Origin of the sequence: Pseudomonas sp. RL_105y_Pfl2_101, assembly GCF_963970585.1 — a bacterium.
Classification (GTDB): Bacteria; Pseudomonadota; Gammaproteobacteria; order Pseudomonadales; family Pseudomonadaceae; genus Aquipseudomonas.
Genome location: NZ_CAXAPG010000006.1, coordinates 223,308 through 235,834, shown reverse-complemented (window position 1 = coordinate 235,834; position 12,527 = coordinate 223,308). Strand labels below are relative to the sequence as shown.

The 12,527-nt window shown below is 64.4% G+C and carries 13 protein-coding genes and 1 riboswitch; of the genes, 2 read left to right on the top strand and 11 right to left on the bottom strand.

All coding sequences use genetic code 11. The features are described 5' to 3' along the window. Positions 1-41: 41 nt before the first annotated feature. From AACY31_RS10290 to cobO, 10 genes are all read right to left on the bottom strand, one after another. Positions 42-773, bottom strand: coding sequence for an adenosylcobinamide-GDP ribazoletransferase (locus tag AACY31_RS10290; protein ID WP_339504403.1), 732 nt, complete (start codon positions 771-773; stop codon positions 42-44). A gap of 2 nt (positions 774-775) precedes the next feature. Continuing rightward, entirely contained in the window at positions 776-1,351 is a 576-nt protein-coding gene (cobC, locus tag AACY31_RS10285; protein WP_339504394.1) for an alpha-ribazole phosphatase family protein, read from the bottom strand. After that, entirely contained in the window at positions 1,348-2,403 is a 1,056-nt protein-coding gene (cobT, locus tag AACY31_RS10280) for a nicotinate-nucleotide--dimethylbenzimidazole phosphoribosyltransferase (RefSeq protein ID WP_339504392.1), read from the bottom strand. Before cobT ends, cobC begins: the two co-directional genes overlap by 4 nt. Further along, a complete protein-coding gene (gene cobU, locus AACY31_RS10275) occupies positions 2,400-2,921 on the bottom strand; it encodes a bifunctional adenosylcobinamide kinase/adenosylcobinamide-phosphate guanylyltransferase (RefSeq protein WP_339504391.1) in 522 nt (173 codons plus the stop codon). The genes cobT and cobU overlap by 4 nt, the downstream gene beginning before the upstream one ends. 320 nt (positions 2,922-3,241) lie before the next feature. Beyond that, positions 3,242-4,693 (bottom strand): cobyric acid synthase, encoded by a 1,452-nt coding sequence (locus AACY31_RS10270; RefSeq protein WP_339504389.1) that lies wholly within the window; start codon positions 4,691-4,693, stop codon positions 3,242-3,244. Further along, positions 4,690-5,682, bottom strand: a complete 993-nt coding sequence (cobD, locus tag AACY31_RS10265; RefSeq protein WP_339475132.1) for a threonine-phosphate decarboxylase CobD — start codon at positions 5,680-5,682, stop codon at positions 4,690-4,692. The genes AACY31_RS10270 and cobD overlap by 4 nt, the downstream gene beginning before the upstream one ends. Next, complete coding sequence (gene cbiB, locus AACY31_RS10260; RefSeq protein WP_339504388.1) at positions 5,675-6,583, bottom strand: adenosylcobinamide-phosphate synthase CbiB; 909 nt, start codon at positions 6,581-6,583, stop codon at positions 5,675-5,677. Before cbiB ends, cobD begins: the two co-directional genes overlap by 8 nt. After that, a complete protein-coding gene (bluB, locus tag AACY31_RS10255; protein WP_339504387.1) occupies positions 6,580-7,230 on the bottom strand; it encodes a 5,6-dimethylbenzimidazole synthase in 651 nt (216 codons plus the stop codon). The genes cbiB and bluB overlap by 4 nt, the downstream gene beginning before the upstream one ends. Continuing rightward, on the bottom strand, positions 7,227-8,624 hold the full coding sequence (locus AACY31_RS10250) for a cobyrinate a,c-diamide synthase (RefSeq protein ID WP_339475703.1): 1,398 nt from the start codon (positions 8,622-8,624) through the stop codon (positions 7,227-7,229). Before AACY31_RS10250 ends, bluB begins: the two co-directional genes overlap by 4 nt. Positions 8,625-8,635: 11 nt before the next feature. Further along, positions 8,636-9,262 carry a cob(I)yrinic acid a,c-diamide adenosyltransferase gene (gene cobO, locus AACY31_RS10245; RefSeq protein ID WP_445261531.1) on the bottom strand — a complete coding sequence of 209 codons (627 nt, stop codon included), beginning with the start codon at positions 9,260-9,262 and terminating at the stop codon, positions 8,636-8,638. 80 nt (positions 9,263-9,342) lie between these two features. After that, positions 9,343-9,552: riboswitch (cobalamin riboswitch) on the bottom strand. A gap of 154 nt (positions 9,553-9,706) precedes the next feature. Between cobO and AACY31_RS10240 the strand changes: the two genes are divergently transcribed. Both AACY31_RS10240 and AACY31_RS10235 read left to right on the top strand, forming a co-directional pair. Further along, entirely contained in the window at positions 9,707-10,291 is a 585-nt protein-coding gene (locus AACY31_RS10240; protein WP_339504385.1) for a hypothetical protein, read from the top strand. 249 nt (positions 10,292-10,540) lie between these two features. Beyond that, entirely contained in the window at positions 10,541-11,851 is a 1,311-nt protein-coding gene (locus AACY31_RS10235; RefSeq protein ID WP_339504384.1) for a PQQ-dependent sugar dehydrogenase, read from the top strand. A 139-nt stretch (positions 11,852-11,990) separates the two neighbouring features. Here the strand turns inward: AACY31_RS10235 and AACY31_RS10230 are convergent, their stop codons facing one another. Next, positions 11,991-12,524: a C40 family peptidase gene (locus tag AACY31_RS10230; protein WP_339475143.1), complete on the bottom strand. Its 534-nt coding sequence runs from the start codon at positions 12,522-12,524 to the stop codon at positions 11,991-11,993. Between the last annotated feature and the right edge of the window lie 3 nt (positions 12,525-12,527).

Below are 12,527 nucleotides of genomic sequence, written 5' to 3'. Positions count from 1 at the left end.
GCAAATTTAAATGAACACAGCCCTGTGAGCCAGATCCGGATTCAACTCGACACCAACGCTACCAGAACGGCCACTTCCAGCAGCTCCAGCAGGGCGCCCGCCGTATCCCCGGTGCATCCTTGCAGCCTGCGCAGCATCATCCGTCGCAACCCGATGAACACCAGCGCGGCGACCACCAACATCCACAGCCCGGCCCAGCCCAACAGCAGCAAGCACCCCAGCGCACAGGCCGACAACACCCACCAACCCGCGCGCCGAGGCAGATGATCGGCCAGCGCCTGGCCCAACCCACCGGCCCGCACGTACGGCGTGGTGAGGAACAAGCCCAGCAACGCGGCACGCCCCAGCACCGGCACGACGATCAAGGCCAACGCGTGCCCCTGCTCGATCAACGCCAGCAGCGCGGCAAACTTGAGCAACAGCACCAGCACCAGGGTGATCACCGCAATCGGCCCGCTGCGCGGATCTTTCATGATCAGCAGCGTGCGTTCACGATCGCCAAAACCGCCCAGCCAGGCGTCGGCGCTGTCGGCCAGGCCATCGAGGTGCAGGCCGCCGCTGAGCAGCACCCACGCGCTCAGCAACAGCGCGGCGTGGAGCAGCGACGGCGCACCCAGCAGCAGCGCATTGAGCAGCCACAGCACGGCGCCGAACACCAGCCCCACCATGGGATAGAACAACAGCGAACGGCCCAGCTGTTCGGGCTCGGGCATGCCGGGCAGGCGCACCGGCAGGCTGCTGAGAAATTGCAGGGCTATCCAGAAAGGCAACATCATTAATCCGCCTCTTTGAGCACGGGCCCTGCCGACACCGTCAGGGAAAACAGCGCGCCATGGGCGACTTCGACGTTGAGCAACTGCTCCCGAGGCAGACCGCGGGCCTGGGCCAGCAGCAGGCGCATCACGCCGCCATGGCTGACCAGCAGGACCCGCTGACCGGCATAGGCCGCGTGCAGGCGTTCGACCGCCGCCAGCACGCGGCTGGAAAACGCCAGCACCGGCTCGCCTTCAGGGGGCGTGAAGGCATAGGGATCGGCCCAGAACTGGCCCAGTGCCTCGGCGTCAGTGTCCATCAACGCCGCCGCGCTACGGCCTTCCCAGGCGCCGAAATGCAGCTCTTGCAGGTCTTTGTCCAAGTGCACCGGCAGGTTGAGCCGGGCGCCGAGTTGCTCGGCGAAACGGGCGCAGCGCTGCAACGGCGAACTCACCAGGCGATCCCAGGGCCCGCCTTGGGCGACGGCTGTGTGCATCTGCTCCCAGCCCCTGGCCGTCAAGGCATCGTCGAGGCTACCGCGCAAGCCGCCGCCCAATTCGGTTTCGCCGTGACGCAGCAGGTCCAGGCGCAAGGTCATGCCGGGCGATCCGCCACGGCCGCTTCGGCAAACGTCGCCATCTGCCCGTGAAGGTCACAGGCCAGGCGCAACAGCGGCACCGCCAACGCAGCGCCACTGCCCTCGCCCAGGCGCAGGCCGAGCTCCAGCAGCGGCTCGGCGCCGAGGGTTTCCAGCACGTGGCGATGGCCCGGCTCGGCGCCGCGATGGGCGAACAACAACCATGGCCGGCACGCCGGATTGAGCCGCACGGCCACCAGGGCCGCGACGCTGCAGATGAAGCCATCCACCAGCACGGCGACGCCCTGCTGGGCGCAGGCCAGGTACGCGCCGACCAACGCGGCGATTTCAAAACCGCCGAGGTTGAACAGGGTTTGCAATGGGTCGTGGCCCTGGGCAGCGTGCAACGCCAGGGCCCGTTCGATCACCTGGGCCTTGCGGCTGACACCCGCCGCGTCCAACCCGGTACCCGGCCCGACCAGATGCGCCACCGGGCATTCGAGCAAGGCGCAGGCCAGGGCGCTGGCGGCCGTGGTGTTGCCGATGCCCATCTCGCCACCAATGAACAAGTGCGTCCCGGCCGCGACCGCACGCAGCACACTGTCGCGCCCAGCTTGCAGGGCCTGCTCGCCCTCGCTCACCGTCATGGCTGGGCCCTGGACAAAATTCGCCGTGCCCGGCCCGACGTTCAGGTGCCGTACGCCGGGCAGGTCCAGCGATGGCGTGACAGTACCCAGGTCGACCACTTCCAGGGACGCGCCCAGTTGTCGCGCCAGGACGCTGATGGCCGCGCCGCCGCTGACGAAGTTGAGCAGCATCTGCCCGGTGACCTCTTGGGGATAGGCCGATACGCCTTCGGCGACCACACCATGGTCACCGGCAAAAATCGCGATCCATAGCTGATCGAGGCTCGGTTTGACCTGCCCTTGCAGGCCAGCCAGTTGCACCGCCACCGACTCCAGCCGCCCCAGGGAGCCGGCCGGTTTGGTCAGTTGTTGCTGACGGGCCGTGGCCAGTTCCAGCGCTTGGGTATCGACGGGCTTGCACGGGTCCAGCCACCAGCGATGATTCATAACGCAGTACCTTTGAGAGTCAGGGGCAGGCCGGCGACGGTCAGCACGACGCGCTGACAACGTTCGGCCAAGGCTTGATGCAGCCAACCGGCTTCATCGACGTAACGGCGCGTCAGCTCGCCCAGCGGCACGACACCCATGCCGGTCTCGTTGCTGACAAAAATGATGTGCCCGGGGAGCGCGGCCAGGCAGTCCAGCAGCGCCTCGCGTTCGGCGTTCAGTCGCTCGGGAGCGTCGAGCATCAACAGGTTGGTCAGCCACAGGGTCAGGCAATCCACCAGCAGGCATTGCCCGGGGGCGGCGTTTTCCCGTAGCACTCGGGCCAGGGCCAAGGGCTCCTCCACCAGTGCCCAATCGGCCGGGCGCCGGGCGCGGTGCTGGGCGATGCGCGTGTTCATCTCGCCGTCCAGGGGTTGGCTGGTGGCGATATAGGTCACTGGCAATTGGGAGTCTGTGGCGAGTTTTTCCGCCAGGCGACTCTTGCCGGAGCGGGCGCCGCCGAGGATCAGTTGCAGCATGGGTTATTCCTTTTATTTGGCGGTGTGGCGACTGGCGCCATCGCGAGCAAGCTCGCTCCCACAGGGGACTTATGTATACCCGCAGATCCGATGCTGGAACATTGGGTATCTTTTATTGGCGGTGTTGCGGCCGGCCTCTTCGCGAGCAGGCTCGCTCCCACAGTTGGTCCAGGGTGTACATGAATGCTGTGGTCATCAGAGATCCAATGTGGGGGGGGTGTGGGAGGCCAGCCCAGCCACTCTAAATCCCACAGGGCCCACACAAAACCTGCTGTGTACGTGGGAGCGGGCTTGCTCGCGAAGAGGCCGGTAAAGGCACCTCAAATCCCACAAAGCTCACGCAACAACCGAGTATCCAAATGCTGTTCCACCAGATCCGCCAGCCGCTCGATATCCCGCTCGCGCAACCCGTGGTAATCCACCGCCTGCACATCCTGCAACCCGGCCCAGCGCAACAACGCGCTACTGGCGGCCGGTGATTCAAAAAGCCCATGCAGGTAAGTGCCGAACACCTGCCCGTCGAGACTCTGGGCGCCGTCGCAACGGCCATCCTCCAGATGCACCGCCGGGTGTTCCAGGGCCGGGCCGCTGGTTACGCCAGCATGAATCTCATAGCCGCTGACTTCAGCCTCTTCCAAAGCCAATCGTCCGCGCACATTGCGCAATTGCTTCTCGTGTTCCAGCGTCGTTTCGACATCCAGCAGGCCCAGCCCGGCACTGGAACCGGCCGCGCCTTCCAGCCCCGACGGGTCGTGGACCTGCTGGCCGAGCATCTGCAAACCGCCGCAAATACCCAGCAGCTTGCCGCCGTATCGCAGGTGGTGATTGATCGCCGCTGCCCAACCGTTGGCGCGCAGGTAGGCCAGGTCGCTGCGCACGCTTTTCGAACCGGGCAGGATGATCAGGTCGGCCGGCGGGATGGGCTGGCCGGGGCCGATGAATTGCAAGTCGACCTGCGGGTGCAGGCGCAGCGGATCGAAGTCGGTGTGGTTGCTGATACGCGGCAGTACCGGCACCACCACCTTGAGCACCTGTTCAGCCTTGCCGGTTTGGCGCTGGTCGAGGCCGTCCTCGGCTTCCAGGTGCAGGTCCATCACGTAGGGCAACACGCCGACCACCGGTTTGCCGGTGCGCGCTTCCAGCCAGTCCAGGCCCGGTTGCAGCAAGGCGAGGTCACCGCGAAAACGGTTGATGATGAAGCCCTTGACCCGCGCCTGTTCGCTGGGCGAAAGCAACTCCAGGGTGCCGACCAGATGGGCAAACACCCCGCCACGATTGATATCGGCGATCAGCAGCACCGGGCAGTCCACCGCTTCGGCAAATCCCATGTTGGCAATGTCGCCGGCACGCAGGTTGATCTCGGCCGGCGAGCCGGCGCCCTCCACCATCACCACCGGATACGCCGCGCTCAAGCGCGCGTGGGAAGCCAGCACGGCTTGCATCGCGATGGCTTTGTAATCGTGATAGGCCACGGCATTCATGGTGGTCACGGCACGGCCATGGATGATCACCTGGGCGCCAGTGTCGCTGTTGGGCTTGAGTAGCACCGGGTTCATGTCGGTGTGCGGTTCCAGCCCCGCCGCCTGGGCCTGCACCGCCTGGGCGCGACCGATTTCGCCGCCGTCGGCCGTCACGGCGCTGTTGAGGGCCATGTTCTGCGGCTTGAACGGCACCACGCTTACACCCTGGCGTCGGACCCAGCGGCATAAAGCCGTGACCAAGGTACTTTTGCCGGCATCGGACGTGGTGCCCTGCACCATCACTGTGGTCATCGGGTGTCCTTGGCGTAGGCCTCTAAGGCCTGTTCGAGGCGCAGGAATTCGCTGTCGTCGGCCGGCAGCCCGAAGCGCAGGCTGCTGGTGTTGGTAAACAAGCGCAGGAGAATGCCGCGATGGGCCATGAAATCATGGAGCCCCAGGGCGTGTTCGGTGACCAGCCATTGGAACAATCCGCAGCCGCCGTGTGGCTTGAAGCCGTGGCGTTCGAGCATCAGCGCCAGGCGTTGGCGGGCGGCTTCGCAGCGTTGGCGCTGGTATGCGTGGGCATCAGTGTCCAGCAGGCACGCCTGGCCCAGCACCCGGGTCGGCCCGCTGACGGCCCACGGCCCGACTTGTTCAGCGAGCAACTTGAGCAAGCGCCGCTCGGCCAAGACAAAGCCCAGGCGCACCCCGGCCAGGCCAAAGAACTTGCCGAACGAACGCAGCACGATCAGCCCGACCAGTTGGGTGTGCGCCGCCAGGCTCAGCGCCGGCGTGACGTCCATGAAGGCTTCATCTACCACCAGCCAGCCACCGCGCTGGGCCAGGCGCGTATGCCAGTCCAGCAAGCGCTCGGGCGCCAGGCTCAGGCCCGTGGGGTTGTTCGGATTGACCACCACCAGCACGTCGAGGCTGTCGAGAAAGAAGTCCACTTCCGTCTCCAGCACTTCGCGCACGATGTAGCCGCTGCGGCGCCAGGCTTCGGCGTGCTCGGCGTAACAGGGCGACAAGACACCGACCTTGCCGGCCCGGCGCAGGCGCGGCAACAGCTGGATGGCCATCTGCGAACCGGCCACCGGCAGCACATTCAGTGCGCCGTAATAATCGCAGGCGGCCTGTTCCAAGCCGTCATCGGTTTCCGGCAGACGCGCCCAGGCCCGCTGCGGAATCGCCGGGACGTCGAACGGCCAAGGTGCCAGGCCGCTGGACAAGTCGAGCCAATCCGCTTCGCCAATGCCGTATTGCCGGACTGCGTTGCGCAAGCGGCCACCGTGTTCAAGCATAAAACTCAGCTCCCAGGCAAAGAATCAGCAGCCATAACCATACGCCGCGCTGGACCAATTGCCAGCCGCGATCAATGGCGTCGGCACTCGCCGGCACGCCTTCGCCCAGCGCTGGACGTTGATGCAGCTCGCCGTGATAAACCGCCGCCCCGCCCAGCTCGACACCCAGCGCTCCGGCACCGGCGGCCATCACCGGTCCAGCGTTGGGGCTGTCCCAGGTCGGCCCCTGGGTGCGCCAGCACTTGAGCGCCAGGCGGGTTTTGCCGAGCAGCGCGTAGGTCAATGCCACCAGGCGCGCCGGAATATAGTTGAGCCCATCGTCGATTTTTGCCGCCGCCCAACCGAAGCGCTCGAAGCGTTCGTTGCGATAACCCCACATGGCGTCGAGGGTATTGCTCAGGCGGTACAACACCACCCCGGGCGCGCCGGCCACGGCGAACCAGAACAGCGCGGCGAACACCGCGTCGCTGCCGTTTTCCAGCACCGACTCGGTGGCGGCGCGGGCCACGGCGGTTTCATCCAGTTCAGCCGTTTCGCGACTGACCAGATAGCCGACACGCTTGCGCGCCTCGTCCAGATCGCCACTGCGCAATGCCCGCGCCACCGGCTCGACATGTTCACCGAGGCTGCGCAGGCCGAGGGCGCAGTACAAGGCGAGGATCTCCACCAACCAGCCCACCATCGGCGCCCACGAAAGGGCCGTGGCGAGCAAGGTCAACGGCACCACGGCGATGAACCACGCCGTCACCCCATGACTGCGCCAGCCGCGTCCGCCTGAGTTGAAACGTTGTTCGATGCGATTGGCAAAACCGCCGAACGCCACCAGCGGATGCCAGCGCCGAGGCTCGCCCAACAGCGCATCCAGCGCCACCGCGGCGACACTGATCAACGCCACACTCATGGGCTCACTCCCCAACGGTTTTCATACAGCAGTTCATTGAGCGGACGCGGTTGCGCCCAACCTTCCAGGGCGAGCATCGGTGCCGGATAAAACCCCTCGACCGGGCCCAGACAGAGGATCGCCAGCGGCTTGGCCCCAGCGGGCAAGCCCAGCAGGTCGGCCAGGGCCAGGGGCTCGAACAACGACACCCAGCCCATCCCCAGCCCTTCGGCGCGGGAAGCCAGCCATAGGTTCTGGATCGCGCAGGACAGCGAGGCCAGGTCCATTTCCGGCAAGGTCCGGCGACCGAAGATGTGTCGCTCGCGATCCTCCATCAATGCCGCCACCAGCACTTCGGCGCAGTCGTCGATACCTTCGACCTTGAGCTTCATGAATTCATCGCTGCGCTCACCCAGGGCCTCGGCGGTGCAAATGCGTTCCTGCTCCACCAGTTGGCGGATCTGCCCACGCAAGGCGCGGTCGCTGATGCGGATGAATCGCCACGGTTGCATCAGGCCGACGCTGGGGGCCTGGTGCGCGGCTTCCAGCAGACGGCGCAGCAAGGCCGGCTCAACCGTGCCACCGCTGAAGTGGCGCATGTCGCGGCGTTCGGCGATGGCGCGGTAGATGGCGTCGCGTTCGGCCTGGGAGAAAGCGGTGTCGGTCATGGCCTCTTCGCGAGCAAGCTCGCTCCCACATTGGCTAGCGTTGCACTTGAGATCACTGGGTCCCCTGTGGGAGCGAGCCTGCTCGCGATAGCGGTCTCAGGATCAGGCGCAAACAACGCAGCAATCGCCTTGGGATTGGACGGAAAATAAAAATGAACATAGGAAGCCGTCATCCGCCCCTGCCGGAACACCGCTTCCGCCCCGCGCCCGCCGTTGGGGCTATGGCCACGGGCAATCGGTTCAAGCTCGGTGCTGGTCAGCGAATGATGATAGGTGTGCCCACGTAGGTCGCCTTCCGGCAAATCCACCGATTGCAGCGCCAGGGCTGCCAGGCGCTTTTGCATCTGCGCATCACCGGCCAGCAGCCCCAGCAGTTCGGCGCGCACGCCGTCGACATCGGTCAATGAATCGAGCAGATACAACATGCCGCCGCATTCGGCGAGCAACGGTTTATCGGCTGCATGGTGGGCACGGATCGCGGCGAGCATCGGCGTATTCAGGGCCAGCGCAACGTGGTGCAGCTCTGGATAACCGCCAGGCAGATAAAGGCTGTCCGCCTCGGGCAGTTCGCTGTCATGGATCGGAGAAAAGAAGCTCAACTGCGCGCCCATGGCCCGCAGCAGATCAAGGCTGGCGCCATAGGTGAAGGCAAACGCTTCGTCCCGGGCTACGGCGATGCGCACCCCGGCGAGCCACGGCTCGACGGCGATCACCTCGGGCGCGGCGAATGCCACCGCTGGCGGCAGCGCCACTTCGCAACTCCCGGCCAAGGCCTCGGCCGCCGCGTCGAGGCGCGCGTCCAAGTCGTTCAACTCGCTGGCCTGGACCAACCCGAGATGACGACTGGGCAATTCGATGCCGGTTTCCCGGGACAGCGCGCCGTACCAGCGCAGGCCTTCGGTCAGGCTGCCTTCGAGCAATTGCGCGTGGCGCAAGGTGCCGACCCGGTTGGCCAAGACCCCGGCGAACGGCAGATCGGGTTGATAACGCGCCAGGCCCAGGGCCAGGGCGCCGAAAGTCTGGGCCATGGCCGTGCCATCGATCACCGCCAACACCGGCACGCCAAAATGCCGCGCCAGGTCGGCGCTCGACGGGGTGCCGTCGAACAGCCCCATGACCCCTTCGATCAGGATCAGGTCCGCTTCGGCAGCGGCTTCCCACAACAGTCGGCGACTTTCCTGCTCACCGACCATCCACATGTCCAATTGATAGACCGGCGCGCCACTGGCCCGCTCCAGGATCATCGGGTCGAGAAAATCCGGGCCGCATTTGAATACACGCACCTTGCGTCCCTGGTTGCGATGCAACCGGGCCAGCGCCGCAGTGACGGTGGTCTTGCCTTGGCCCGAGGCCGGCGCTGCGATCAGCACCGCCGGACAGTGGCGGCGGGTCATGGCGGGATCGCTCACAGTTCGACGCCTTTCTGCGCCTTGATACCCGCCTGGAATGCGTGCTTGATCATGCCCATTTCGGTCACGGTGTCGGCCAGCTCGATCATCTCGGGCTTGGCGCCACGACCGGTCACCACCACATGCTGCATCGGCGGACGGGCCTGCAGATCGCTCAGCACCTGATCGAGGTCGAGGTAACCGTGCTTGAGGGCAATGTTCAACTCGTCGAGCACCACCAGGCCGATGGACGGATCGTTGAGCAACTGACGTGATACCGCCCAAGCGGCTTCGGCAGCGGCGATGTCGCGCTGGCGATCTTGGGTTTCCCAAGTAAACCCTTCGCCCATGACATGAAAGCGTACCTGCTCCGGGAAGCGGCGCAAGAACAGCTCTTCACCGGTGCTGTTGCGCCCCTTGATGAACTGCACCACGCCGCATTGCATGCCGTGGCCCATGGACCGCGCAAGCATGCCGAACGCCGAACTGCTTTTGCCCTTGCCATTGCCCGTCAGCACCAGCAGCAGGCCGCATTCATTCGGCGAGTTGGCGATGCGCTCGTCGATCACAGCTTTCTTGCGCAGCATGCGCGCCAGGTGGCGCTCATCGCGATCGGACGTGTCGGTGATGAGGGAGTCGGTCATGGGAAGCCTCCGTTTGGGATTGGACAACGGCGGGCGGGCACAAAAAAAGACGGCAACAAGCCTGGCATCGCCCACCGTGATGCCGTTGGATGAATCAGGCCGGTCTCCGGGCTCATGAGCGGCGTGGTGCCTGGCTGCGCGCCTTCCCATGTCTGGCGACACAGTGGCTTGAGCACAGCGTTGACTCATTTACCGTTGCGGGGGCAGCGCCGGGTTCGTGTGCACTCACCGGCTTCCCTGTTTCACTCTGTCGACCGCAGCCACAGAGCACCTGAAACAAGCGGCGAAGGTTAGAGGGTTGGGGGTGGAGCGTCAATTAAAGCCGCCTGTCGGGGCGATCATTGGCGCCGATCAATAAAATGACGCCAATCTTGTGGGATTCTGCGGCAAGTGATATCAAAGCGACATTACGACCCGATATCACAAGAACAAGAGGGCAAAAGCATGCAAGGCATGATCATCAGCAATCCAAAATTGGAATTCCTGCGCCCGGCGCTGGAACGCTGGTTTGACTGTATCGACCGCTACAATGCCGTGCGCGGCGATAACGACACGCCCTACTGGTTCGATGAAAAAGCCAACCTTGGGTTGCTATCAGCCGCAGCCTGGATGGCCGAGATGGTCACGCTGCAAAACGCGCCAACCCGCAAGCAGAATGAAGAAGGCGAACGCAACGTCAGCGCCGACCTGTTCATCGCCAGCACCGAAGAGCGCGCCTTCATCCAGGCCACCCAACGCTGGCCCAAGGTCAACAACTTGAACCTGACCCAACCGCTGCTCGAAGCCGCCAGCGATGCCAAGCGCATCAGCTACGCCAGCGACCTGAAGCTGGGCTGCCTGTTCGTCTCGCCACAAAAAGCCCAGCAAAGCGCCACACCCGAAGAATTGCAGGACATTATCGACGACCTGCAGAAGGAAAACACCTGCGCCGTGGCCTGGTACTTCCCTTACGCCTACCGCAAGTTGCGCAACGAAGCCGGGCATTACCACCCTGGCATTGCGGTGCTGTTCAAGCAGGCTCATGGTTGATTCGTTCAGCAGGGAACGGTAAGAGATCTGGTGTGGGAGCTTGCTCGCGATAACGGTGTGCCAGTCAACATCAACACAGGCTGATGCACCGCCATCGCGAGCAAGCTCGCTCCCACACTGGATTTTCAGCAGGCACAAAATCCATATGCATCACAGGGGCCTGCCTGGCTGACAGTCCTACCCACAGTTGAACCATCGCGCGTCTACGCTCCTCTATGAATAACTACATGCATTCATAGGGAAGCCAGCATGCTCAAGCCACCCCATCTCCTGATCGTCGCCCTTGCCGCCGGGCTTGTCGCTTGTGGCGAGTCGTCCACCTTGCAAGTGTCCGACGGCACCGGCCCAGCGCCGAAACTGCCTGAACCGAACAAGACCCTGGTCCCCACCGTCAACATCGCCGAAGCCATCGGCTGGCCACAAGGCGCCAAGCCTACCCCAGCCCAGGGCCTGCAAGTGGGCGCGTTCGCCGAAGGGCTGGACCATCCGCGCTGGCTTTACGTGTTGCCCAATGGCGATGTGCTAGTGGCCGAAACCAACGCCCCGCCCAAGCCGGACGACGCCAAGGGCATCCGGGGCTGGGTGATGAAAAAAGTCATGGGCCGCGCCGGCGCCGGCGTGCCCAGCCCCAATCGCATCACACTGCTGCGCGACGCCAATCACGACGGCATCGCCGAAACCCGCACGGTGTTCCTGGAAAATCTCAATTCACCGTTCGGCATGACCCTGGTCGGCAATGACCTGTACGTGGCCGATACCGACCGGCTGATCCGCTTTCCCTATAAGGACGGTGACACGCAAATCAAGACGCAGCCGACCAAGGTCGTCGATCTGCCCGGTGGCACACTCAACCATCACTGGACCAAGAACGTGATTGCCAGCCGCGACGGCAGCAAGCTGTACGTCACCACCGGCTCGAACAGTAACGTCGCGGAAAACGGCATGGAGGCCGAAGAAGGTCGCGCCGCCATCTGGGAAGTGGACCGTGCCAGCGGCAATCACCGCATCTTCGCCTCGGGCCTGCGCAACCCCAACGGCCTGGCCTGGGAGCCCCGCAGCGGCGCGCTCTGGACAGCGGTGAACGAACGGGATGAGATCGGCAGCGACCTGGTGCCGGACTACATTACGTCGGTCAAGGACGGGGCCTTCTATGGCTGGCCCTACAGCTATTATGGGCAGAACGTCGACGTCCGGGTCGAACCACAAAACCCGGCCCTGGTGGCCAAGGCCATTGCCCCGGACTACGCCGTCGGCCCTCACACCGCCTCATTGGGCCTGACCTTCGCCGAGGGCAGCACCTTGCCTGCACCGTTTACCGAAGGGGCCTTCGTCGGCCAGCACGGCTCCTGGAACCGTAAGCCCCACAGTGGTTATAAAGTGATTTTCGTACCGTTCAACGGCGGCAAGCCGGTGGGGCAACCCGTAGATGTGCTCACCGGTTTCCTGAACGCCGACGAAAAAGCCCAGGGGCGGCCAGTGGGCGTAGTGATCGACAAGCAGGGTGGGTTGTTGGTGGCCGATGATGTGGGGAACAAGATATGGCGCGTGTCAGGTAAATAAGGCCGGCACACCTGCGTGTGTGCACCGCCCGATCTGTGGGAGCAAGGCTTGCCCGCGAAACAGGCACCTCGATCTCTGAAAGACCGTATCGCCTTCATCGCCGGCAAGCCTTGCTCCCACAGACCAGGACAACAACCACTCAGGGATTGCGCGCCAGATGCTCCGGCTGCAGCACACGCTTGGCGCTCAGGTAAGTCCTCTGCCAATAGGCCTTGGACAGGCTATCGAGCTTGACCGTACCCCCCGTGGCCGGCGCGTGAACGAAACGTCCCTCACCGACATAGATCCCGGCATGGCTGACCTGGGAGCCGCCGTTGGTGGCGAAGAAAATCAAATCGCCGCTCTGCAAGGCTTCCTTGCCAACATCCAGGGCACGCATGCCGATCATCTCGCGGGTGGAACGCGGCAGGGAAATGCCGGCAGCGTCGCGGTACACATAGCCAATCAGGCCACTGCAGTCAAAACCCGAATCCGGTGTATTACCGCCCCAACGATAAGGTGTGCCCACCAGGCCAAGCGCCCGGAAGAGCACATCTTCGGCAACCGGGGAAAAGGGTTGCGAGGGGGTAAAGACCACTGGAACTCGCACTGGAGCAGGCGGCGGAGTGCGGCTGGCGCACGCGCTGAGCAGCGCGGCAAGAAACATGAGAGCGAGGCGGGCCGACGTCGACATATG

What these genes read in the sequence shown, in the direction of transcription:
- cobC (WP_339504394.1), bottom strand. Translation starts at nt 1,351, where the DNA reads ATGACCTTGCGCCTGGACCTGCTGCGTCACGGCGAAACCGAATTGGGC.
- cbiB (WP_339504388.1), bottom strand. Translation starts at nt 6,583, where the DNA reads ATGAGTGTGGCGTTGATCAGTGTCGCCGCGGTGGCGCTGGATGCGCTG.
- AACY31_RS10235 (WP_339504384.1), top strand. Translation starts at nt 10,541, where the DNA reads ATGCTCAAGCCACCCCATCTCCTGATCGTCGCCCTTGCCGCCGGGCTT.
- AACY31_RS10230 (WP_339475143.1), bottom strand. Translation starts at nt 12,524, where the DNA reads ATGTCGACGTCGGCCCGCCTCGCTCTCATGTTTCTTGCCGCGCTGCTC.
- cobD (WP_339475132.1), bottom strand. Translation starts at nt 5,682, where the DNA reads ATGCTTGAACACGGTGGCCGCTTGCGCAACGCAGTCCGGCAATACGGC.
- cobT (WP_339504392.1), bottom strand. Translation starts at nt 2,403, where the DNA reads ATGAATCATCGCTGGTGGCTGGACCCGTGCAAGCCCGTCGATACCCAA.
- AACY31_RS10290 (WP_339504403.1), bottom strand. Translation starts at nt 773, where the DNA reads ATGTTGCCTTTCTGGATAGCCCTGCAATTTCTCAGCAGCCTGCCGGTG.
- bluB (WP_339504387.1), bottom strand. Translation starts at nt 7,230, where the DNA reads ATGACCGACACCGCTTTCTCCCAGGCCGAACGCGACGCCATCTACCGC.
- cobU (WP_339504391.1), bottom strand. Translation starts at nt 2,921, where the DNA reads ATGCTGCAACTGATCCTCGGCGGCGCCCGCTCCGGCAAGAGTCGCCTG.
- AACY31_RS10250 (WP_339475703.1), bottom strand. Translation starts at nt 8,624, where the DNA reads ATGACCCGCCGCCACTGTCCGGCGGTGCTGATCGCAGCGCCGGCCTCG.
- cobO (WP_445261531.1), bottom strand. Translation starts at nt 9,262, where the DNA reads ATGACCGACTCCCTCATCACCGACACGTCCGATCGCGATGAGCGCCAC.
- AACY31_RS10240 (WP_339504385.1), top strand. Translation starts at nt 9,707, where the DNA reads ATGCAAGGCATGATCATCAGCAATCCAAAATTGGAATTCCTGCGCCCG.
- AACY31_RS10270 (WP_339504389.1), bottom strand. Translation starts at nt 4,693, where the DNA reads ATGACCACAGTGATGGTGCAGGGCACCACGTCCGATGCCGGCAAAAGT.